The organism is Pectobacterium sp. PL64, assembly GCF_022477975.1.
GTDB lineage: Bacteria > Pseudomonadota > Gammaproteobacteria > Enterobacterales > Enterobacteriaceae > Pectobacterium > Pectobacterium jejuense.
The window spans coordinates 4,363,191-4,386,491 of sequence record NZ_CP092070.1; the positions used below are offsets into that span (position 1 = coordinate 4,363,191).

Genomic DNA, 23,301 nt, shown 5'->3' on the forward strand with positions numbered 1-23,301 from the left:
TGAGCTATTTCTACGTTAACTTCCTTAATCTGCTGGAGTTTGTGATGAAACCTAGCGTTATCCTGTATAAAAAAATTGCTGACGACCTGCGCGCTCGTTTAGACCAACACTTCACCGTCACTGAACTTGACGCCTTTCCCTCCCTCGACCACCCCGCTCTGGCAACGGCCGAAGGCATCATTGGTTCCGGTGGAAAAGTCGATAAAGACTTCCTGCAACACGCACCGCGTTTACGCGCGGCTTCCACCATTTCAGTCGGTTATGACACCTTTAACGTCGACGCGTTGAATGAAAAAGGGGTGATTCTCATGCACACCCCAACCGTGCTGACGGAAACGGTGGCGGATACGGTGCTGGCACTGATGCTCGCCAGCGCGCGCCGGGTCGTGGAAGTGGCCGAGCGTGTCAAAGCAGGCGAATGGAAAGAAGGAGTCGGCAGCGACTGGTTTGGCACCGACGTTCACCATAAAACCATCGGTATTCTGGGGATGGGCCGCATTGGTCTGGCCGTCGCACAACGTGCCCACTTTGGCTTCAGCATGCCGGTTCTGTACAACGCACGCCGCCATCACGCCGAAGCGGAACAGCGTTTTAATGCCCGCCACTGCGATCTCGATACGCTATTGGCCGAATCTGATTTCCTCTGTATCACGCTGCCGCTCACGGCAGAAACTCACCATCTCATTGGCCGCGAACAGCTGGCAAAAATGAAACCCAGCGCCATTTTGATTAATATCGGTCGTGGTGCCGTTGTGGATGAAGAAGCACTGACGGAAGCCTTGGTGAAAGGGACAATTCAGGCCGCAGGTCTGGATGTTTTTGTCAAAGAGCCGCTGCCCGTCGATTCTCCGCTGCTGGATTTACCTAACGTGGTGGCTCTGCCGCATATCGGTTCTGCCACGCACGAAACCCGTTACGGGATGGCCGCCTGCGCCGTTGACAACCTGATTGCCGCCCTGAGCGGTCAGGTAAAAGAAAACTGCGTGAATCCGCAGGTTTTGAAATAACCTTAAGTCGTATATGACATAAGCGTTTGCTTGCAAAACGCCCTTCACGCTCCAGTCACGATGTTTGCTGCGTTTCTGGAGACGTGCGGGTCGGAACTTATGTAGAAAACCGATGTTTTAAATCTTACACACGCCCTGATAATGCATTGCCTGACTAATACGCGAGATAAGCGTATGGCCGAGGTTATTATCCCAATTGAAGCTGTTTTGCAGAACAACCACGGCAATACGATTCTGGCGATCTAACCCGATATAACTTGAATAACCGCCAATATATCCCACCTGATAGGTAATATGCTGCGTGCCGACCTCATCGGTAATCCAGGCAATATTGGCAGCCTGTTTGGTGCGGTTGTAATAGGTCTTCATTGAATCGTTTATAGCTTCGTCCAGCGCGTAATAACCCGTCGGATAAATATGTGCACGGGCAAATTTCAACAGGTCATTGGCACTGGTGTACAAACTGGCAGCGCCTACCATATTGGAAGAAAAGTGCCAGTCAGGTATCGGCTTACCGCGCATAATAAATTTGGGCTGATCGCCAGCGTGACCAATCGCTCGGTAGGGAAAACGCGTTAATTTTTGTGGGGTAAAACTGGTGTTTTCCAGTCTGAGAGGTTCGATGATAGTTTCATTAACCAACCGATCAATGGACTCCCCAGTTTTTAGCTGTAGGACATACCCCAGAATGGCATAGCCAAGATTCGAATAAGTCGGCTCTGGATTCGCCGGTACCGTAAAGTCAGCCAAATAATCCAATACCCGATCGTCATCCAATAGCGTATAGAAGTTATTCCCGGTAAATAGATACTCGGCAAAAAGCCCCAGCATCTGCATATCCATCATCTGGCGAGGTAAGCCCGAAGTGTGGGTAACCAACTGTAGTAACGTGATCTTTTTTGCGCTATCGCTTAAGAGAATCTGGGCAGGCAGGAGTTCTTCAAGCGTATCCTCCCAGCGTAATATTCCTCGCTTTACCAGAATGCCCGTGGTTTCCGCCATAAACCCTTTACTCACCGATCCCACGGCAAACAGGGTATCACCCGTAATGGGATAACGGTGATCGCTATCCGTAAAGCCATATCCCCAACTACGCATCGTTCCATCCGCAGTTAATACCCCAACAACCAAGCCCGGGATCGCTTTTTGTTTAAGGAAAGGAACGGCCAGACGATCGACCTCAGCAGTTAAATCCTGATAGCAGGCAAGCCGCAGAACATCGGCATCCGATTCATCAATAGACATATTTGATAATGCACCACACCCTGAAAGCATCAATAATGCTGCCATGCACAGCGTAAATCGAAAGCGTAAACGCATAATAAAAATATCTTAAATTGACTATACGGGCGTTGAATTTTTTCGATCTTAAAAGGTTCATTCAAAAAGCACTATTAATATATTTCCCCCACTTCACTCTGTCCCAATTTATTCGCGTTATTCCCTTTCTTTCTACCTAAAACTGGATAACCAATACCGGTATTGTTCTTTGCTGTTTCCTACCTCCTATGGAAGTATCGGCTGTAACGAGCGGTTAACGTCTTCTGCTGTATTCCCCGTTTCAGGACGTAATCGATACGCGTATTCACCTGATAAAAAACAAATTTAATAAAAACCATTACCTGTAGGGAAAACCATCGTGGCGACTTTTTTGCATCCTCATCAGAAACTCACTCTTTTTGCCTCATTGCTCCTTCTGGGTGGGGCGTTAAGCGCACAGGCGGCGAACGATGCACCGAAAATCGGTGGCACGCTGATTTATCTGGAGCAGCAGGCGCACACCAATCTCTATACGCCCGCGGGCGGGTTTTACCCGAACGGCGGCATTCTCAACCAGATTACCGATAAACTGACGTATCAGAACCCCGAAACGCTGGAGGTCGAGCCGTGGATTGCAGAATCCTGGACCATTAACGCGGATAACACCGAATACACGTTTAAGATTCGTCCGGGCGTCAGCTTCTCTGATGGCACCCCGCTGGATGCCAACGCGGTAGCAAAAAACTTCGATACCTATGGCTTGGGGAACACGGCGCTCAACCAGCCGGTTTCTGAGGTCATCAATAACTACCTGCGCAGTGAAGTCATCGATCCGCTCACGGTGAAGTTTTACTTTAAGAAGCCGTCTCCAGGCTTCCTGCAAGGTACTGCAACCATCGGTTCCGGTCTGGTTTCTCTCAGTACGCTGGAGCGCAATTTCAATCAGTTAGGCAATGCTAAAAACATTATTGGCTCCGGCCCGTTCGTGGTGAGCAGCGAGAAACTGGGACGTGAGCTGAAACTGACCGCCCGTAAGGATTACAACTGGGCACCGGTTAAATCGAAGCATCAGGGGCGTGCCTATCTGGACGGCATTACCTATCTGGTCACCCCGGAAGACAGCGTGCGTATTGGCGCGCTGGTATCCGGTCAGGCGGATTTCATTCGTCAGATCCAGGCCTACGATGAAAAGCGGGTGCAAAGTCAGGGCTTCAATCTTTATGCCCCGCCGACGCGCGGCGTCAATAACAGCGTGGTTTTCCGCCCGGATAATCCGCTGGTCGCCGATATCCGCGTGCGCCAAGCGCTGCTGCACGCCACCAACACCAAAGAGATCATCGATACGCTGTTCTCTGACAACTACCCGCAGGCCACGTCACCGCTGGCTAAAACCGCCGCAGGCTATGTCGATCTCTCCAGCAAGCTCACGTTCGATCCCGCGCAGGCCAACAAGCTGTTAGATGACGCAGGCTGGAAAACCGGCTCACAGGGATTACGGCAAAAGGACGGCAAAACGCTGGAGCTGACCGCTTATGAATCCCTGCCGCAGCCGCAGAACAAAGAAACCTTACAGCTGGTTTCTCAACAGTGGGCAAAAGTCGGCGTGAAGCTGAATGTGCTGGCAGGCGATGCGGGCAGCAAGACTGTCGATAGCCTCGATCCGCTGAAAACCGGCGTGGCTCCCGCGATGGTAGGCCGTGCCGACCCGGATGTGCTGAAAAGCCAGTATTACCCGACGGTACGTAACGTCCTGCTGCAAAAAGGCGGTTCCAGCGACAAGGTGAACACCTTTGTAGATTCACATCTGAATACGCTACTGGATGGCATCGCGGCGGAAACTGACCGCAGCAAGCGGCTGGCGCTGGTTGGAGAGGTGCAGAGTTACCTGATCGATCAGGCCTACGTCATTCCTATTTTTGAAGAACCGCAGGTGTTTGCGGGTGCCCCCACCACAAAAGGCATCGCGTTTGAAGCCGTTGGTCGTCCCAGCTTCTACAACACCTGGCTGGATAAGTAACACAGAAGAAAGAAGGAGGAGGTCATCATGAACCGATATCTGGCATTGCGCATCGGTCAGGCACTGCTCGTCCTGTGGGCGGCATTTACTCTGTCTTTTATCCTGCTTCAGGCGATGCCGGGTGATGCGGTACTGATCAAGTTCCAAAATCCAGAGCTCGGCCTGAGCGCCGAGCAGATCGCGCAGCTGCGGTTGTCCTACGGTGCCGATACGCCGGTAATCACGCAATATTTTCATGCGATAGCCCAGATCCTGCGTGGCGATCTCGGCCTCTCTCTTCAGGCGGGCGTGCCAGTCACCGAGCTGATTGCTGCAAATCTGCCACCTACGCTGCTGCTCGCGGTGCTGGGTTTTATTGCTGCCGGTCTGCTGGCGTTTACCCTCGCATTCTTATCAACGCTGACACCGTTCCAGTGGCTGCGAACCGCGCTGCAATCGCTGCCGTCACTGTTTATTTCCGTGCCGACCTTCTGGCTGGGCATCGTGCTGATTCAGATTTTCTCTTTCCGTCTGGGGCTAATTCCGGTGATTAACCCCGGCGAATGGGAAGGGCTGATTCTGCCGGTTCTCACGCTGGCGCTGCCGATTTCCGCCCCGCTTGCTCAGGTGCTGATGCGCAGCATCGATCAGGTACAAACCCAGCCGTTTGTTGCCGTCGCCCGCGCTAAAGGGGCCAGCCGCAGCGGCGTGCTCTGGCGACATATCGCCCGTAACGCGATGCTGCCCACGCTGACTATCGCTGGTTTACTGCTGGGTGAACTAATTGCGGGGGCGCTGATTACCGAAACCGTATTTGGCCGTAACGGGCTAGGCCAGTTGACGCAGGAAGCCGTGAACTATCAAGACAGCAGCGTATTGCAGGCCATCGTGCTGATTTCCGCCGCCGCCTTTGTCGTCGTCAATTTGGCCGTCGACCTGCTCTATCCCCTTCTCGATCCGCGCCTGAAAAGCACGCCAGGAGCCACGCTATGACTACCGTACAGCTGGAAAAAATCACGTTTCCTCTTCTGCGCAAGCGACCGCTTCTGCGGCGCTACGCCTTTCAACCGGGGCTGGTACTGGCCTGGCTGGTCATGCTGACCGTCGCACTTTGGGCGCTGTTCCCCGGCTGGTTTACTGGCTATAGCCCGACGGAAGGCATCGCAGGCGCACAGCGGCTGGCACCTGACGCCGACTACTGGCTCGGCACCGACCAACTGGGGCGCGATCTCTATGCGCGCATCGTTTATGGCGCGGTGCACTCGCTTTCGGGCGCGGTTATCGCCGTCGGGCTGGGTCTGGTGCTCGGCAGCCTGTTCGGCCTATTGGCGGGCGCAGTTGGCGGCTGGCTGGATAGCGTCGTGATGCGCAGCATCGATGTGTTGCTGGCCATTCCCGGCCTGCTGCTGGCGCTGAGCGTCATCATCCTGTTGGGTTTCGGCACGGTTAACGCCGCGATTGCCGTGGGCGTCACCTCCGTCGCCAGCTTCACCCGACTGGTGCGTTCAGAAGTGCTGCGCGTGCGCCACAGCGACTACGTCGAAGCCGCCTATGGCAGCGGCGGCACCTTTTTCAGCGTGCTGTGGCGACACATCCTGCCGAACTCACTGACCACCGTTTTCGCCTTTGCCGCGCTGCAATTCGGCAGCGCAATTCTGGCTATTTCCACACTCAGTTTCCTCGGCTACGGCGCACCGCCGCCCACGCCAGAATGGGGGCTGCTGATCGCCGAAGGCCGCAACTACATCGCAACGGCCTGGTGGCTAACCACCTTCCCCGGCCTGATTGTTGTACTCGTTGTGCTGTCCGCTAATCGTATCAGCCAGTCGATCAGGAGAACGGAACGATGAGCCTGTCAGCCAGCTTACAAACCAGCGCGGCCGTGCCCGTACTAGCTCTGGAGAATGTCACGATTGCCTACCGCAGCGATGACCGCGAGCAGACCGTGGTCGAAGGCGTCTCTTTCCATATTCAGCCCGGCGAAGTGGTGGCGCTGGTGGGGGAGTCTGGTTCAGGGAAGACGACCACTGCGCAGGCCGTCATCGGTTTACTCGCCGAGAACGGTAGGCTCACGCGCGGTGCTATTCGGCTAAACGGCGTGGATATCAGCGGCTGGTCGCAGAAGCGATTGGATAGCGTGCGCGGTGCACAGATCAGTCTGATCCCACAGGATCCCACCAGTTCCCTGAATCCAGTGCAAACCATCGGCGAGCAGGTGGACGAAATTTTGCGTATCCATCAGCGGGAAGATCGCCAGACGACCCGCCAGAAAACGCTAGCGCTGCTGGAACGCGTGGGGCTAAACCAGCCGGAACTACGGGCGAAGCAGTATCCGCACGAGCTGTCCGGCGGCATGAAACAGCGCGTCCTGATCGCGATTGCGATTGCGCTAAAACCCGCGCTGATTATTGCCGATGAACCCACCAGCGCGCTGGACGTCACGGTGCAGAAACGTATTCTCGATCTGCTCGATGAACTGCGGCGCGAAAATGGAACGGCGGTGCTGTTCGTCACGCACGATCTGGGGGTGGCAGCCGAACGCGCCGATCGACTGCTGGTGTTCCAGAACGGCTACATTCAGGAACAGGGCCCAACGCTTGAGGTGCTCAGCGCGCCCTCAAGCCATTATGCCCGCACGCTGCTGGCGAATGTTCCGTCGCTTAACGCCACCCCGCGACCACAGCGTGCCAATGCATCTGATCCTGACATTATCGTCTCGGTTGAAAATCTAGTGCAGACCTTCCCTCTGTCGGGCCGTAAAGGGGAACATTTTCGGGCCGTGGATGACGTCTCTTTCAGCGTGGCACGCGGCACAACGCACGCCATTGTTGGCGAGTCCGGTTCCGGTAAAACCACCACGGCGCGTAGCCTGCTCGGATTCCATCATCTTAGCGCGGGGCGCATTCTGATCGACGGCACCGATATCACGCATCTGAAAGGTGAAGCGCTGCGTCAGTTCCGGCAAAAAATCCAGTTGGTCTATCAAAACCCTTTTAGCTCGCTCGATCCGTCACAGCGCTTATACGACATCGTCGAGGAACCGCTGCGCAATTTTAATCGCCATACTGCCGCGCAGCGGGAGCAAAAAATTCATGAGATGTTCGAGCGAGTTGCCCTGCCGGTCGCGCTGCTGTCACGAAAGCCGCGTGAACTGTCCGGTGGCCAGCGCCAGCGTGTCGCCATTGCCCGCGCGCTGGTGCTGGAACCGCAGGTGCTGGTGCTGGACGAAGCCGTTTCGGCACTGGACGTCACCGTGCAGGCGCAGATTCTGCGTTTGCTGGCCGAGCTACAGGAATCACTCGGGCTGACATACCTGTTCATTTCGCACGATTTAGCGGTGGTACGCCAAATCGCCGACACCGTCTCCGTGTTGTACCACGGCAAGCAGCTTGAATCCGGCCCAGTGGAGCAGATCTTCGCCCAACCCGAACATCGCTATACCCGTGAACTCATCGAGGCCATCCCCGGGCAGCAACACCCGGCTTTTGCCCGCTCGTTCCACGCTCACATTCACTCTGAAACACATTCACTTTGAAAAAAGTCGCACTAAACCAAGGACTGTAGAATGACAACGAAACGGCTGGGATTTTTCACGCGATTGCTGGATGACGTATCCGCCCAGCAGCGCTATCGGCTGGCGACGGAACAGATCGTCAAAGCTGAACAACTCGGATTCGACAGCGCCTGGGTCGCGCAGCACCACTTTCACGCCGATGAAGGCGGGCTGCCTTCACCACTGGTGTTTCTGGCACTGGTCGCCGCCCGCACTCAGCGTATCCAACTCGGCACCGGCGTGATTACGCTGCCGATGGAAGAGCCGCTGCGCGTGGCGGAAGACACCGCCGTGCTCGATTTACTCAGCAACGGCAGGCTGGAAGTCGGCGTAGGCTCCGGCGGCACGCCGTCCTCATTTGCCGCGTTCGGTCACGACAGCGCGCAGCGCGGGCAGATCCTCGGGCGCTATCTGGAAAAACTGCGCGCCGCGTGGCGGGGAGAGGCATTAAGCGAAGACGGTAATCAGCTCTACCCTGCCGCACCGCATTTGGATAAGCGCGTCTGGCAGGCCACGTTTTCTATCGAAGGCGCGGAGCGAGCCGGTAAAGCAGGCGATGGCCTGATGCTCTCTCGCACCCAGCCACGCCCGGAACACTTCCCCGATGCCACGCTCGCCGATCTGCAAAATCCGATGATTGACGCCTATCTGGCCGCGCTGCCCGCTGGCGTCGCACCGCGTATCCTCAGCTCGCGCAGCGTTTTTGTGGCTGACGATCGTCAAGTTGCGCTGAGTCTGGCAGAGAAAGGGCTTAATCGTTCCGCCGCCCGTTCCGGCACATTCCGCCCGATCCCTCACGACTCGGTAGAGGCGCTGATCGCCTCCTTCGATAGCCACGTTGGCACCGCGCAGGATGTCATCGCGTCATTGCGAGCAGACAGTTCGCTGGAGCGTGCAACCGATGTGACATTCCAGGTGCATTCCATCGATCCACCGCATGAGTTGATTCTGCGTTCGCTCGAACTGATAGCCACTCAGGTCGCCCCCGCTTTGGGCTGGAAGCCCGCCGTCAAACAGAAAAGCCCGATCGGGCAGGAGATTGCATGACGCACGCTAACACGTTACACACCCATGACGTACTGGATGCGCTGGCCGAAATCAGCCCGGATTCCGCCCTCGCCGCCGCCAGAAAAACCCGTGATGCGGCAACCCGCCACACCCAAGGCAGCTACGACGCGCTGTTTAACGCCAACGCCGCAGACGATGCGACATTGCCGCTATCGCTGCGCTTCTGGTTTGCGACCAAAATCAGCGGCTGGCAGCAGGACGAGCAGCTACAGCATTTTTATGCCGAGCGACTGACGGACTTCCCGGAGCCCGCACTGACACCCACGCTACAGCTGGCGTTGGACCATGCCGAACGTCTGACGAAAACGCCTGTGCAAGCTTCGGCGTCACACGTCAACGCGCTGGAGCAGGCGGGCTGGTCGGTAGACGACATCGTGACGCTGTCGCAGCTCATTGCATTTGTGAATTTTCAAAGCCGATTGCTGCGCGGCTATCGCCTGATTGCTGGTCATCGCGTCGGCCAACCGCATTCGCAAGCCGCTGTTGCAGGCCAGTGGCATACCCAACCGCAGACGCACAGCGGCAAGTCTGCACCGCAGGCGTTTACTCAGGCAGAACTGGGCTGGGAACCGTGGATCGCGCCCAAACCGCTGGCCGCTTTCAATGCGGATGAGCAGGAGATTCTGGCGCGCTTCGGCCACACCGATTCCGACTATTTCCGTTTGCTAGGCCGCAACCTTCCGGTGCTGGAACAGCGCACGCTGACGGATAAAGGGATTTTCTATACCGCTGGCGGCCTGCCGCGCAAAGAGCGCGAACTGATTGCCGCCGTCACCAGTAAGGTCAACGGCTGCATCTATTGCGCCTCAGTGCACGCGCGTAAAGCCAGCCAGCTCTCCAAGCAGGACAGCGACGTACAACGGCTGCTGGACGTCGTCCCCGGCGGGGATTTGAGCATCGGCCAAAGCCCGCGCTGGCAGGCGATTATCGATTTCTCGGCACGCCTTTCCGCTACGCCCGCGCAGGTCAACGCAAACGACCTGAAACAGCTGCAAGAACAGGGATTGGATACGCTAGAGATTGTCGATGTGGTGCAGTCCGCCGCCTTCTTCTCATGGGCCAACCGACTGATGCTCACGCTAGGCGAACCGTTCTGGCCGGAGCATTAATACTCACGCGGTCTGTTTACTACGATAGTGAAACAGACCGTGCCATTCGGGGTCAATTCTGATCCTGATGATATTCATGCAGCATCAATAACGGAATAGACTAAATTACTTTTAATTAAAATGTATCGTCACGATTTTATTTAACGCAATTATAATTAGTATTCGCATAATTAAATATATCATTGATAGATATAACAAGCATTACCGTCTAATCACTTTTCGTAAAAACCCTTAAAAAATAAAAACATTCACCGCCCACAAATTAAATAAAAACAATTAACTTTTACTTAACTCATTTTTTTCAATTTAACCAGTGGAAGAAAAAATAAAGACAACTACAGTTTAAGCACTGACTAAATGTAGCAAGTCAGAAACCATCGACTAATATTAATAGCAAGGGAATTACTATGATTGGTATTTTGAAATATGCAGCAGATAAAACACTGGCATTAGGTGTCTCCGATCAGATGAAAGATGCCAAAGCCGTTCTTCTCCGCGCAGACTCTTCTCTCGATAAAATCCTATGGGATTTGAATAGTAGCACAGGGGTAATTTCACTGGCAGCGAGTGACGGAAATCTAGCGCTGGCAATTAAAAACAAAGCTATTACTAGCGGTACAGATATCGTTTTACAGGTAACCAATCAGAATGAACCAACTCAAAAATGGGATTTTGCAAGCAAACCTGGATTTATTTTGAGCCAGGCGAATAAATCTTATGTTATCGATGACGATACGCGTGGTGGTGCAGGAACACGTGTTCAGCTATATGAATTTAATGGTTCAATCGCTCAACAATGGAAATTCGTCCCTATTGATAGAATCTCTGCATTAGCTAGCGAATAAAATCAACTGACATATATAGCACGCTACATCAGTTTAAAAACCATCTTATTCAAATAAGATGGTTTTTGGTTTTTATAATCTGCTCATAAGCATGACTTGATAATGAATAAATTATCTAAAAGTAACACGATGCACTTATTCTATCACTGCTTCGCCATCGTCTGATTCATTCCTCTCCCTAAAATTCTACGATAACGAATCAGGCTGACGTCTGTTTCCGTCAGTTCTATCCATGAAATCTTAATGTATCCATCTGACTAAAATTCTGCGTAATGAAACGCCGAAGCAGTTGAAAACGAGCAAGGCGCTGTCTCGCAGAGATTGTGACGCGCACGACGCCACATACACAGCCTTCCTCCGCCGAAAGCTGGATATTCACCACATTTGAAGCAGCCACGCAGGCCGTTTTGCATCAGGTAGGCTACGGCTGGCTACCGGAAGCACGAATTGTAGAACACATTACGCGGGGTGAATTACAAATACTGCCGTTACAGCAAGGGGAAAGGCGCACCACCCCGCTCTATCTGTTAGCCGAAGAGAAAGGGCAGCCGCTCAGCAAAGAGATTCTGACGCTCATTGCGCTACTGTTCGGCAGGCTCTGAGATATGAGAGGCATTTATCGATAATATCGATGCCAATGCCACCTTACCGCCGGGACAACACCAGACGTGCGGCGAATGCCAGAAAGATAACGCCTGTCGTTCGGTCCATCCACTTCACTACGGAACCGCGACGCAGAAAGCGTGACAGCGGGCGCGTGGCGGCAATCAGCGTGGACGACCACAGCGTGCCGATAAAGACATGGATAAGAACAAGCAGATAAGTCCACAGCACGACCGAATGGCCGGCAGGGATAAACTGTGGCAGGAATGAAACGTAGAACACGCCGATTTTTGGATTTAATACGTTACCCAGCATTCCACGGAGAAACCAGTTCTGCTGCTTCGGTGCGTTTTGTGATACCGCCATCACCAGCTCGGTTCTGGGTTTCAGGATCATTTGCAAACCCAGCCAGCAGAGATACGCCGCACCACACCATTTCAGGATGTTATAGGCCAGTTCCGACGCCGCAATCAGCGTTCCCAGACCAAACGCCACCATCGCGCCCCAAATCAGGCAGCCCACTTGAATACCAAACGCGGCATGGAAGGCTTTCTTACTGCCTTCAACGGTAGCGGTGCGTAAAATCAACGCCGTGTCCAAACCCGGTGTCAGGGTCAGCAGCGTTGCGGCAAACGTAAAAGCAATCAGCGATTCGGTCAACGTCACGGTAATTCATCACTCCAGCAGGGAAAACCACAAAAAGCATCCTTCTCTGTGAGAAGAATGGTGCAAGACAACCGACAGGCAATCCTAATTAAGCCCCACGTAATATACGACAGAGCCTGACCCTACCCAACACCTCTCTTCAGCCAGATCGCATAGCAACAGCTCACATCAGACCCAAATTCAGAAAGCGTAAATAAACTCCCCCGATCGGTTACCTTCCGCTACGCTATCCGGCAGGCAATGACTCACGATACAGGCGCAACACCATGATAAAACGCTTCTTACTCACACTCGCTTTACTGACACTTTCCGCGTCTTCGCTGGCGCAAGATGCCCTGCCAGATGCGGTGAAGAGCATCGAAAAACAAGGTATTACGATCATCAAGCCCTTTACTGCCCCCGGCGGCGTGCAAGGCTGGCTGGGCAGCTATCAGGGCGTAGGGGTGACCATTTACTTAACGCCGGACGGTAAGCACGCCATTTCAGGCTATATGTATGACGAACACGGCAACAACCTGAGTGAAGCGCTAATTCAGCAGGAAGTGTATGTGCCTGCCGGTCGGGAGATGTGGCAGAAATTACAGCAGGCACCGTTTATCACCGAAGGGGCGAAGGATGCACCGCGTAAAATCATCGTCTTTGCCGATCCGTTCTGCCCGTACTGCAAACAGTTCTGGCAGCAGGCACAGCCGTGGGTGAAAGCAGGAAAAGTCCAACTGCAAACGCTACTGGTCGGCGTCATCAAACCAGAAAGCGGGCGTTATGCCGCCGCGATTCTTGCGGCCAGCGATCCGGCCAAAGCCTGGCATGAATATGAACTGTCGAACGGTAAAACGGTGCCCCCATTCCCCAAGGACTCATCACGCGATATCTGGAATAACATTCAGCATAACCAGCGGCTAATGGATGAATTGGGTGCAAACGTCACGCCCGCCATCTATTACCTGAATGATAAGAATGAGCTACAGCAAGTGGTCGGGCTGCCGGATGCACAGCAGTTGGCGGAGATGATGGGGAAATAGACACAGGAGGGAATTTCCCTCCTGACGTTTATCTTAGCGATGCGACCAGTACGCCATAAAGTTGATCGTCTCTTTATCGAGGTGCCGCTCGTCGAGCAGATAGCGGCGCAGTCGTTTGATGGCGGAAGACTCTCCCGCCGCCCACGCGTAAAACGGGCGATGTGCCGTTGCCCGTTCCCACAGTAGTTCGTCTTCTGGCGTTTCCTGTGCGATCTCATCATGGTTAGTACAAGCACTGGCGGGAATCTTCACGTCCTGTTGCACCGCAGCCAGCAGGCGTTCGCCCCATACTGTGCTGCCCGTTTCCTCACGCGGCAGCCAGTGAATCTGCGCAAAAGGGAAGTCGCCTGATGTCACGCAGTCAGCCACTTTTGGTACTTCAAAAAAAGCCTGCACCGACGGCGAAGAAGGCTGGGCAGCCAGCTGTTCAAGAATTCCCATTGCCGCTGGCAGCGCCGTTTCATCCGCAATCAGCAAAACCTGCTCAACGCCCTCATGCGGTGCCCATTCATAGCCGCCGCTGTCGCCATCGGCCTCTGCATTGGGCGCGACAATCTGTAGCGCATCACCCGGCTTAGCGTGGCCCGCCCAGCTTGAAGCCGGTCCGGTATCACCGTGCAGCACAAAATCGATTGTTGCCTGCTGTGACTCGCGTGAGACAGAACGCAGCGTATAAGTGCGCAAAGTTGGACGACGCTCACGCGGCAACGCCAGATAGTCCTGATACCAGGTATCGCTCACGGCCATTGGGGTCAGCTCCCCGCTTTCACTGGCGAGCAGCAGCTTGATGCGCTGATCCGGCGCGTCCAGTTTCATCTGGCGCACTTCCGGGCCAGTGAACACACAACGAACCAATGAAGGCGAGAGCAGCGTCTTACTCTCTAAGCGTAAGTTGAACAGCCGATAGGCGGAAGACGTTGTACGGGTAGCTAAAGACATAGTGAGAAAACCGCATGTTTTGTAAGGAAAATCAGTCCACGGGATAAAACCCATTCACCGCAACTTACCATAAACAAAACACTAACGATAATCATTATCACCATTCGGATGAATGTCGTGATAAAAGCAGCATTTTCTTCACAACGTGGGCAGTAGGCCACTCGGAGCGGGCATAAAAAACCATCAAAAGACTTGTTAACAGGTCTTCGATTGCTTATTTTAAAGACCTATTAACCGGTCATTAGAGGTCTGTCATGCCGAATATTATATTGAGTGATACCAGTGCCAGCGTCAGTGAGCTGAAAAAGAATCCAATGGCGACCGTCAATGCTGGTGATGGCCTGCCTGTGGCTATCTTGAACCGCAACCAGCCTGCGTTTTATTGCATTCCTGCGGATCTCTACGAAAAAATGCTGGATGCGCTGGACGATCAGGAATTAGTTAAGCTGATCGGCGAACGTAAAAACCAGCCGCTGGTTGACGTGGATTTGGATAGTTTCCTATGAGTTATCGCGTCAAATTCAGGGAAGATGCGCTAAAAGAATGGCTCAAGCTCGATAAAACCATTCAGCAGCAATTCGCTAAAAAACTAAAAAAATGCTGCGAAAATCCCCATATTCCTTCGGCAAAGTTACGGGGGATGAAGGATTGCTACAAAATAAAGCTCCGAGCGTCAGGCTTTCGTTTGGTTTATGAGGTTATTGACGACGTATTGATTATCGCCGTGGTGGCGGTAGGCAAACGTGAGCGCAGCGGTGTTTATCATCTGGCGAGTGAGCGGATGAGGTAACCACGTTAGGCTGAGCATAAAAAAATGCTGGCCAAATAGCTCACTATTCGACCAGCATATTTCGTTTTCCAGAAAAGCAGCAAACCCGCTTCCCTACTCCATTACCGCATCGTCACAAACTCTTCTGACGCAGTTGGGTGGATAGCGACAGTGTTGTCGAAGTCTTTCTTGGTTGCGCCCATTTTGACGGCGACCGCGAAGCCTTGCAGCATTTCGTCCATACCAAAACCGATGCCGTGGATGCCGACGATTTTTTCTTCTTTACCCACGCAGACCAGCTTCATGCGGCACGGCTGGCGGTGCTGGGTGACAGCGGTGTACATCGCGGTGAAGGCAGATTTATACACTTTCACCTGATCGTCGCCATACTGCTCACGCGCCTGTGGTTCGGTCAACCCGACGGTGCCAATCGGCGGGTGGCTGAAGACGACGGTCGGGATGTTGCTGTAGTCCAGATGCTCGTCCGGCTTGTTATTAAACAAACGTTCGGACAAACGACGCCCCGCTGCGACAGCAACCGGCGTTAGTTCGACTGCACCGGTGTTATCGCCTACAGCGTAAATGCCAGGAACGTTGGTGTTCTGGAATTTATCGACGTTGATGTAGCCCTTGTCGTTCAGCTCTACGCCAGTGACGCTCAGGTTCAGGTTATCCGTCGCAGGTTCACGACCAATCGCCCAAATCAGACAGTCGACGGTTTGTGACTGGCCGTTTTCCAGCTCCAGCGTCAGGCTACCATCGGCATTCTTCACAATCGCTTTCGGGATCGACTCGGTATGCAGCGTCGGCCCTTCGGTGTTCATCACTTCCACCAGCGTATCGACAATCAGCGGATCAAAGCTGCGCAGCGGTGCGTGTTTACGCACAAACAGGTGGGTTTCAGAGCCCAGCCCGTTCAGCACCCCGGCAATCTCCACTGCGATATAACCTGCACCGACGATAGCGGTGCGCTTCGGCAGCGCATCCAGCTCAAAGAAGCCGTCGGAATCGATACCGTATTCCGCACCGGGAATAGCAGGGTGAACCGGACGACCGCCCGTCGCGATCAGGATATGGTCAGCCGTAATTTTCTCGCCGTTCACTTCCACCGTGTGCGCATCGACAAAGCGGGCAAAACCGTGGATGACATCGACCTTATTCTTGCCCAGCACGTTATCGTACGACTGGTGGATACGATCGATATAGGCGCTACGGTTCTTAACCAGCGTGCCCCAGTTAAACTGGTTTACCGTGGTATCGAACCCATAATCCGGCCCGTACTGATGGATCGCTTCGGCAATCTGCGCTGCATGCCACATCACTTTCTTCGGCACACAGCCGACGTTGACGCAGGTGCCGCCCAGATATTTTGCTTCGATCAACGCACATTTTTGTCCATACATCGCCGCGCGGTTGATAGACGCGATACCGCCGCTGCCGCCGCCAATAGCAAGGTAGTCATAGTGTTTGGTCATCAGTGTATCCATGCTTAAGTGAATAAAATTTGCCTAGAGTGTAACGCCAGAGCCATACGCCGAATAAAGGTTATGCCTATGGTTGCGATAGGAAAAACCAACCGCGTCGCCCACCGCAACCGTGCGCATTACTCCGGTACGATTTGCTCCACCAGCGTATGTCCGGTGCCTTCTGGTACCAGTACGCTATGCAACCACGGCAGCACGCTCTTCATCTGAGATGCCAGCTTCCACGGCGGGTTAATCACAATCATGCCAGACGCCGTCATGCCGTAGCGATCGCTGTCCGGCAGCACTGCCAGCTCAATTTGCAGAATGTTGCGAATGCCCGTGGCTTCCAGCTCTTTCAGCATGCGTTTGATGTGCTGACGCAGCACCACCGGATACCACAGCGCAAATACGCCGGTGCCAAAGCGTTTATGCCCTTCCTGAATGCCTTTCACCACGGCCTGATAGTCCGTTTTCAACTCATACGGCGGGTCGATCAACATAAAACCGCGACGGGAAAGCGGCGGCAGCTGTGATTTCAACTGCTGGTAGCCATCGTCACGCAGCACTTTGGTACGCGAATCTTTCTGGAATTCATTGCGCAGCAATGGGAAATCGCTAGGGTGCAGTTCGGTCAGGTGGAGCTTGTCCTGTTCGCGTAGCAGCTGTCGCGCAATCAGCGGGGAGCCCGGGTAATAGCGCAGTTGGCCGTTGTGGTTATAGGTGCGTACGGCCTGCATGTAAGGTTCGAGTTCAGCCGGAATGTCGTCACGCTGCCAGATTTTCGCGATGCCATCCAGATACTCGCCTGTGCGCTCGGCGTGTTCGCCGCTGAGCTGATAGCGACCCGCACCCGCGTGGGTATCCAGATACAGGAAAGGTTTCTCTTTCTCTTTCAGGGCAGTGATGATCAGGCTCTGAACGGTGTGTTTCAGCACGTCGGCGTGATTGCCGGCATGGAAACTGTGGCGGTAACTTAGCATGCTTGCTTTCCGGTGAAGTTTTTATAAATAACGTCGATTAGCTGACAGTATAACCGTCTGCGACGGAAAATATCCCCTCAATACCGAAACAACACCTCACCCTGCGAGTCGCCCCGCAAACCGGCCATTTTTATCGTCTTAAATCAGTAAATTGAGAAACAGGGTCGTTTTTTATTCGATTGAAAACTTCCGATATTCAGGCAGATAAAGGGGGGCAATGTAGCACTCGGAAAATCAACCACGCCAGGGCTGCGTTTTGCTCGGTAATCTCTTACGGACAGCTAAAAACATTCACGGAGTCGGCGCGTGGGTAGATTTACCTTTCGGGAGCGCAGTGCGTCGTGCGGCCTCAATACCAGATGCCACCCAACGGACAAACGTTTCCTGTTCCTCCATCGCATCGTCCGGCAGTTGTGAGAAAGACAGGCAAATGGTTTTGAGTTTGCCATCCTCTCCACGGCGGGTGTAGGTGAACGGCGGGCACCCTGCCTGATCAAAAAGACTGCGATTCCGGTCGTCTGTTTTAACGAAAATCTCACCCTGATTGTTGATAAGTAAAACCATTAAGCCATCGTGAAAAATCGCCAGACAGCCAAACATCTTACGCGGAACAAAACGACCGAGTGGTGAGAGCTGATCCATGATGAACTCGGTCAACTCTCCGGAAATATTCATATCAGTCTCCTTTTACGCGGTACGCTGGACAGGTTTTACAGGTGCCTAAACAGGCGTTGATGAAAGCAGAATGCCGGATAAATCCGGCATTCGAGAAGAGCATTAAAGCAAGGGTAGCAGGTTAGGGATTTTTCTTCAGATACTGCGCCGCAGTCAGGTAATAATTACGTGCAGTCGCGTTATCCTGACGTTCGCCCAGTTCAGTCAGCGCATCCGCTTTAATCTTTCTGGCTTCTGAATGATGGGGTTCAACCGCCAGCACGTAATCCGCCTGTTCAGCAGCCCACTGGAAATCGCCGGACGACAGCGCTTTCTCCGCGCTTTTAAGCATGTTCGCCTGACCTCCGGTCATAGCCAGTAACCGTGTGGCTCGATCTTTCTCAGTCAGCGGATAGATGTGTGTGGCATTGCCGTCAAACCAGCCCGCCTGCTGCGCGTAAATACCGCGTACGGTAAACGCCACGCTGCCGTAATACTCCTGTAAATAAGGATTTTTTGCCAACTCTGGAGGCAGTTTCACCGTCTGTACCAGTTCATCCGGCGTCATTCCTTTGGCGATACCGGCCATCGTCTGATCCCAGACGCTTTTGATGCCGTCGCGGTAAGCGGTCAGCGCAGCCTTGACGTCGGCAGCACCGCTGACTGGCTGCATGTGCCCAGGAATGAGGTGCTCTGCGTTCAGTGCAATTATTTTATCCAGACTGGCAATCCATTCATCAATCTTACGCGTTGGCAGACCACGCAGCGGGGCGATGTTCGGAAAGGTCTTCAGAAAATTATCACCCGCCAGCAAGACCTTCTGCTCAGGCAGCCAGACCGCAGTGTTTTCGTCAGACTCACCCGGCGTATGGAGCAGTTCCATTTTTACGCCTGAAAGGGTCAGGTTCTTGCTGTCACCGTCAAATGTTTGGGTCGGTGGCAGAAAACCTTCACGGGTGTGTGGCGTTTTACGACCGTATTCAAGCTGCGTGCCCGCATTGATAAATTGGTCATCAGGCAAGGAAGTCCCGAAGGCATCACCGCCCTCACGCTTTCCACGACCGGTATCCGGTTTTGCTGTAACCAAAAGGCGGTGGCTGATAATTTCCGGCTTGTCATTATCGGCAAAAACCGTCGCGCCGCCGGAGTGATCGGGGTGGTTATGTGTGTAAATGATGGCTTGCACAGGCCGAACCATACGGCTGCCAAATGCTTCAATGATCGCTTTTGCATCCACAGGATTCGCCGACGTATCCACGATAATCGCGCCATCTTTTCCCTGAATCAGGGTCACGTTTGCAGCCGAATACCCAACGGCCACATAAACGCCTTTTGCGACTTCCACGATCTGCTTCTGAAAATCGGCATTATGTGCGAGCAGCGTTTTTGCACCCGCCGTTTCTTCATACGCACCTGCGTAGCCTGCCGCCGTCAGTGCCATAACTGTTGTGAGCAACAATGTCGCTTTCCTCAGTTTTCCGTCGAAATACTGTGTCATCTTTTCTCCGTCAATTCACGACGCTGAGTCCCATTTCTGATTCATGTACCAAAAACGGGAGGGACAGGAACAAAGCCCGCGCAAAACCTAGCGAATTGGCAGGATTCCGTAATCCCCGCAGCATAAAAGCAGCAGAGCCAAAAGGGTATAGTGATAAATGACAGTCCACTTCTCATAAGTGAGAGGAATGTAGTGAAAGGGAGCGTTCCGTTTCGAGCCTTCACCTGACAGGCGTCATCACTTACTCTGGGATTTGGAAAACGGGCCCATTGCGCGGCTGATTTCAACTTGTATAAAAATCCAATCTGGATAAAAAACCGCTTTAGTGTGGGATATTTTTCGTTTTCCAGACGGATCACATACAGTACGATCGCACGCTAACCATGATGGAATTGGACGTTATTCTGATGGAACCTGAATATCAGCGCTGGCTGATGGCGCTTTCCGCCCCGATGGTCGCACTCAATATCAAGTACGGCGCCCGCTTCTGCGAGCCGACCTTTTATGAGCCCGGTGAACCCATCAGTCTGAGCAACAGCTGGGGCATCACCTCCCGCGAAGGCCTGATCGCAATGATTAACGATATGACAGACGGCGGCCACGCCGAGCGTCTGGCGTATTACTATCACCTTTGGCACCACCTGACGGCATCCGAATGGCAGCAGCACTGCGCCAATCAATCTGAAGACGTACAGGGTGCACTCGCGCTGGTGACCGAAACGGCCGCGCTATGCGGTGAAGGCGGGATCCGCGCCTGGGATCTGGGGCGCATGAGTTTCCTGAGCCGCATCGGATTACTCAACGGCTGGATTAGCGAAAAAGAGAACCTGTGGATTCACACCCGGCTGGCCGACAGAGCGCGTTACTATTACCGCAGTTGGGAAAATTATTACGCCGCATTCCTGATCGGCCGCACCTACTGGCTCGGCTCGGATGAGGAAGATCCAGAATGCCAGCGCTACATTTTCAGCAACTGTAGCCAGATTCCTGACTACATTGACCAGATCGGCACGCTCTATACCCACCCGGACTGCCCGATTCATGACCTCGACTGGGATGTTGATCCGATAGAAATGGATAAGCCCGAGTCCTTACCAGAAGCGGAAATATAATGGACACACAATGCTGGCAGCGACTAGGCATTGAGCCGACTCAGGATCTGGATGTTATCCGTCAGGCTTATCGTCAGAAAGTACCGCAGTTTCATCCGGAAACCGACCCCGAGGGCTTTAAACAGCTGCGCGACGCGTACGATACCGCCTGTAAGTTGGCGAAAAATCCCGTGCCGTCGGATGAAGAAGAGCAGACCCCCGCCGAATCACAAAACGCCACTTCGGCAACCGAGAATGCCTCCGCCGAGCAGGCCGATCCCCAGTCAGAAGCGCTGGTTAACGCGTTTGAGCAGCTGTTAAGCAACCCGGCCGAACGTTTCGTTCCGCTGTGCTGGGAACGCTACATTCAGTTGTTGAATCAGCAGGCTTTCGAGGTGATCGATCGCATTCGCTGGCCGCTGCTTAAGCGCCTGATGCGCGAGTCTTGCATCTCAACTCTCTGTGTCCGCGTACTGGCCGAACGCCTGCGCTGGCAGCAGCGGCAAGGGGAGCTGTCCGGCGACGGGGTGGAAGATGTCCGCCACTTCCTCGACTCGCTCGGCTATGAGGATCTGTTCGATTTTTCACTGCTATCGCACCTGAACCTGCCCGCACAGTTGGAAACCATCTTCCATTTCCAGCAGGCCCACGGAATGTACTGGAATCGGCCCGCATTTATGCTGGGCACGCTGCTGCGCACCCCGACCGCGATTTATTGGCCCGACAGCCCGGCGCTGATGCAAAAGCTCGCGCGCTGGCACAGCCACGCCGGTGTGCCCAACGCCACCCTGCGCGATTACTGTCTACAACAGTTGGATGCGGCTCCGAACGACGCGGAATGGCTCGAACTCAGCGCCAGCCTCTGCTCACTGACTGGAAAGAACGAGCAGGCCTTCACACTGTGGCTGACGCTTTATCAGCAAACCCGCCATGCACAAGCGGAACACTGGCTGATTAACTGGTGCAAACAGCATCAGCCGGATGCGCTTCCCTTACTGATTCAGTCGTTCAACGATACGCCAGCGCCGGATCTGACAGGGTTAGCGCTGGACGATCTGCGCCAGCGTTTCTTCATTTCTCAGCACAACACCCAGATGCTGATACGCTGGGGAGAAGCGCTGAAACTGCCGTTGTCGCCCATGGCAGAAAGCTATGCCCGCTGGAAGCTGGGCAAGCAGGAGCTGCGGGATATCTACCGACATCTGCTGCTACACAGCGGGGACGCGATTCAGGATCGCCTGTATTGGCACGCCAGCATGTTAACCGTGGGTAATGAGCGTCTGTTGCAGGACATTCTGGCGCAGCCGTTGCCCGAGGAACCGCTGTATGCGTTGATCTTACAGGGGTTACAGTTTCAGGCGACACAGCGCCTATCCTGGCTGGACACCTCCGGCGCGATTCACGCCTTCACGGAATGGCTGTATTCGCCGTCAGAAGACGCGTTGCCCAACGTATTCACTAACCAGAAATCGTCCGCCTGGCTGCAGGCGCAAACCTGGCTGCGGCAATGGCGTCCGCTGTCGCTGAATCAGCTTAACAAGCTATATAGCAGCGGCATACATACGGAGGAAATCGACCCGATCAACGATTGTCTGGTCGAGCTGTCCGCACGCTACCGGCGCGATGTGTCTCTGGTGCCGCAAGGAGTGGAGAAGCCGCAGGATCTCAGCGCCAAAGAGGAACTGAGACAGGCTATGCTGATCGCATTAATGATGACCGATCCAGCGTCTTGTCTGGGTTTACCGCGTCAATCGGTGCTGCCCGAACTGGCCTTAACCCACCCTGCACATTCGCTCTCTCGACGCTTCCGCAAGGCGGAATGCCACGATGGTGATGCGGTGACGCCGTTGAAAAAACAGCTGGAACTCACCGATCCGCTGCACTATCACTGCTGGATGAACTTCCCCGCGTCTATTGAGGAATATCTCGGCAGCAGGGAGACTTACAGCGAATCCGCTGCAAGCCATTTTTATCTCACCGATGAGCATTGGCAGACGGAACTGGCGAAATCGCCCATCATCTACCAGATCTTTTTCCACGTGTTTTATGCCCTTATGGGAGAGGAAGGACAGGCTGAGCAACACCTTGAGCGGCTGGCCGCTATCCCCGTAGAAACGGAGCAGGAAGATGCGATCCGCACTGCCTTTACCGAAGGGTCGGATGAACTGGAGAAACAGCTAAAACAGCTCTCCGACGACAAACGGGTCACGCTCATCGGCAAGCTTATTCAGAGCTGTGCAAAGGATGACACGTCCTTATTCGATAACAGCGATCAAGAATTTCTAACCGAGCATCTGTCCTATCCGCACGAAGACGTTACGCTGAGATTGGTGTCGAAAATGCTGCTGCAATGTGCCGATCGGCGCGAACGTCAGTTTCAGGCATCACAGGCTAAAAAAAGCTACTGGTGGCAGCTCTGGCGCACAAACGCTCGCATCGGCCGTATCGGTTTTCTGATGCAGGCCGGGTTGGGAAGCTATTTTCTCTATCGCGCGAGTGACTGGATCGGGTCACCACCGGCGTTTATTGAAGGGCTACTGATTGTGCTCATCGTGCTCAATCTGTTGAGTGCAACGCGTCGACGCTATAACGATATCGGTTCCAATATGCCGTGGGTGATGAGTTTCTTCACTCTACTCATACCGCTGTTTCTGCTGCTCCCCTTGCTGACGCCGAGCCTGAATCGCTGGAACCAATTCGGGCCGCCGCCGGCTGGCAAGAAAGCCGAAACGAACACCATGCCTAGCTGACGACAATAACTCGGGCGGCGTAGCA

At 54.0% G+C, this 23,301-nt stretch carries 21 protein-coding genes; 14 read left to right on the plus strand and 7 right to left on the minus strand.

Features of this window, described 5'->3' with window-relative positions:
* The first annotated feature begins 44 nt into the window (after positions 1 to 44).
* The gene (ghrB, locus tag HP572_RS19635; RefSeq protein ID WP_039483362.1) at positions 45 to 1,007 is read left to right on the plus strand and encodes a glyoxylate/hydroxypyruvate reductase GhrB; all 963 of its coding nucleotides are present in this window, start codon (positions 45 to 47) and stop codon (positions 1,005 to 1,007) included.
* Positions 1,008 to 1,124: 117 nt separating this feature from the next.
* On the opposite strand, the gene HP572_RS19640 is transcribed toward ghrB, so the two are convergent.
* Entirely contained in the window at positions 1,125 to 2,327 is a 1,203-nt protein-coding gene (locus HP572_RS19640) for a serine hydrolase domain-containing protein (protein ID WP_205551940.1), read from the minus strand.
* Between the two features lie 319 nt (positions 2,328 to 2,646).
* Between HP572_RS19640 and HP572_RS19645 the strand changes: the two genes are divergently transcribed.
* The 8 genes from HP572_RS19645 to HP572_RS19680 all read left to right on the plus strand — a co-directional run bounded on the left by HP572_RS19645 (position 2,647) and on the right by HP572_RS19680 (position 11,440).
* Entirely contained in the window at positions 2,647 to 4,284 is a 1,638-nt protein-coding gene (locus tag HP572_RS19645) for a TIGR04028 family ABC transporter substrate-binding protein (RefSeq protein ID WP_205551938.1), read from the plus strand.
* A 27-nt stretch (positions 4,285 to 4,311) separates the two neighbouring features.
* Positions 4,312 to 5,256, plus strand: a complete 945-nt coding sequence (locus tag HP572_RS19650) for an ABC transporter permease (RefSeq protein ID WP_240584098.1) — start codon at positions 4,312 to 4,314, stop codon at positions 5,254 to 5,256.
* Entirely contained in the window at positions 5,253 to 6,113 is an 861-nt protein-coding gene (locus HP572_RS19655; protein ID WP_014913680.1) for an ABC transporter permease, read from the plus strand. Before HP572_RS19650 ends, HP572_RS19655 begins: the two co-directional genes overlap by 4 nt.
* Positions 6,110 to 7,798, plus strand: coding sequence for an ABC transporter ATP-binding protein (locus HP572_RS19660; protein WP_240584099.1), 1,689 nt, complete (start codon positions 6,110 to 6,112; stop codon positions 7,796 to 7,798). Before HP572_RS19655 ends, HP572_RS19660 begins: the two co-directional genes overlap by 4 nt.
* 30 nt (positions 7,799 to 7,828) lie before the next feature.
* Positions 7,829 to 8,863 (plus strand): putative FMN-dependent luciferase-like monooxygenase, encoded by a 1,035-nt coding sequence (locus HP572_RS19665; protein WP_174870159.1) that lies wholly within the window; start codon positions 7,829 to 7,831, stop codon positions 8,861 to 8,863.
* Complete coding sequence (locus tag HP572_RS19670; RefSeq protein ID WP_240584100.1) at positions 8,860 to 9,993, plus strand: alkylhydroperoxidase domain protein; 1,134 nt, start codon at positions 8,860 to 8,862, stop codon at positions 9,991 to 9,993. Before HP572_RS19665 ends, HP572_RS19670 begins: the two co-directional genes overlap by 4 nt.
* Before the next feature lie 407 nt (positions 9,994 to 10,400).
* A complete protein-coding gene (locus tag HP572_RS19675) occupies positions 10,401 to 10,838 on the plus strand; it encodes an RICIN domain-containing protein (protein ID WP_205543697.1) in 438 nt (145 codons plus the stop codon).
* Between the two features lie 323 nt (positions 10,839 to 11,161).
* The gene (locus HP572_RS19680; protein WP_240584101.1) at positions 11,162 to 11,440 is read left to right on the plus strand and encodes a substrate-binding domain-containing protein; all 279 of its coding nucleotides are present in this window, start codon (positions 11,162 to 11,164) and stop codon (positions 11,438 to 11,440) included.
* Positions 11,441 to 11,483: 43 nt separating this feature from the next.
* On the opposite strand, the gene HP572_RS19685 is transcribed toward HP572_RS19680, so the two are convergent.
* The gene (locus HP572_RS19685) at positions 11,484 to 12,107 is read right to left on the minus strand and encodes a LysE family translocator (protein ID WP_240584102.1); all 624 of its coding nucleotides are present in this window, start codon (positions 12,105 to 12,107) and stop codon (positions 11,484 to 11,486) included.
* Between the two features lie 266 nt (positions 12,108 to 12,373).
* Between HP572_RS19685 and dsbG the strand changes: the two genes are divergently transcribed.
* A complete protein-coding gene (gene dsbG / locus HP572_RS19690; protein WP_240584103.1) occupies positions 12,374 to 13,129 on the plus strand; it encodes a thiol:disulfide interchange protein DsbG in 756 nt (251 codons plus the stop codon).
* 33 nt (positions 13,130 to 13,162) lie between these two features.
* Here the strand turns inward: dsbG and HP572_RS19695 are convergent, their stop codons facing one another.
* On the minus strand, positions 13,163 to 14,068 hold the full coding sequence (locus HP572_RS19695) for a siderophore-interacting protein (protein ID WP_240584104.1): 906 nt from the start codon (positions 14,066 to 14,068) through the stop codon (positions 13,163 to 13,165).
* Between the two features lie 254 nt (positions 14,069 to 14,322).
* Here HP572_RS19695 and HP572_RS19700 point away from each other — a divergent pair, with 254 nt between their 5' ends.
* On the plus strand, positions 14,323 to 14,574 hold the full coding sequence (locus tag HP572_RS19700) for a type II toxin-antitoxin system Phd/YefM family antitoxin (protein WP_010281712.1): 252 nt from the start codon (positions 14,323 to 14,325) through the stop codon (positions 14,572 to 14,574).
* Positions 14,571 to 14,858: a type II toxin-antitoxin system RelE/ParE family toxin gene (locus tag HP572_RS19705; protein ID WP_174866994.1), complete on the plus strand. Its 288-nt coding sequence runs from the start codon at positions 14,571 to 14,573 to the stop codon at positions 14,856 to 14,858. Before HP572_RS19700 ends, HP572_RS19705 begins: the two co-directional genes overlap by 4 nt.
* A gap of 101 nt (positions 14,859 to 14,959) precedes the next feature.
* Here the strand turns inward: HP572_RS19705 and gorA are convergent, their stop codons facing one another.
* The 4 genes from gorA to HP572_RS19725 form a co-directional block, all read right to left on the minus strand.
* Positions 14,960 to 16,312, minus strand: a complete 1,353-nt coding sequence (gene gorA / locus HP572_RS19710; RefSeq protein WP_010296544.1) for a glutathione-disulfide reductase — start codon at positions 16,310 to 16,312, stop codon at positions 14,960 to 14,962.
* 128 nt (positions 16,313 to 16,440) lie between these two features.
* On the minus strand, positions 16,441 to 17,283 hold the full coding sequence (locus HP572_RS19715; RefSeq protein ID WP_039316638.1) for a 23S rRNA (adenine(2030)-N(6))-methyltransferase RlmJ: 843 nt from the start codon (positions 17,281 to 17,283) through the stop codon (positions 16,441 to 16,443).
* Between the two features lie 291 nt (positions 17,284 to 17,574).
* Positions 17,575 to 17,958 (minus strand): TfoX/Sxy family protein, encoded by a 384-nt coding sequence (locus tag HP572_RS19720; RefSeq protein WP_240584105.1) that lies wholly within the window; start codon positions 17,956 to 17,958, stop codon positions 17,575 to 17,577.
* A 121-nt stretch (positions 17,959 to 18,079) separates the two neighbouring features.
* On the minus strand, positions 18,080 to 19,435 hold the full coding sequence (locus HP572_RS19725) for an alkyl/aryl-sulfatase (RefSeq protein WP_240584106.1): 1,356 nt from the start codon (positions 19,433 to 19,435) through the stop codon (positions 18,080 to 18,082).
* Positions 19,436 to 19,842: 407 nt separating this feature from the next.
* On the opposite strand from HP572_RS19725, the gene HP572_RS19730 reads away from it, so the two are divergent.
* Together HP572_RS19730 and HP572_RS19735 are read left to right on the plus strand one after the other, a co-directional pair.
* On the plus strand, positions 19,843 to 20,547 hold the full coding sequence (locus HP572_RS19730) for a DUF1266 domain-containing protein (RefSeq protein ID WP_237027872.1): 705 nt from the start codon (positions 19,843 to 19,845) through the stop codon (positions 20,545 to 20,547).
* Complete coding sequence (locus HP572_RS19735; RefSeq protein ID WP_240584107.1) at positions 20,547 to 23,276, plus strand: J domain-containing protein; 2,730 nt, start codon at positions 20,547 to 20,549, stop codon at positions 23,274 to 23,276. The genes HP572_RS19730 and HP572_RS19735 overlap by 1 nt, the downstream gene beginning before the upstream one ends.
* Positions 23,277 to 23,301: the final 25 nt, after the last annotated feature.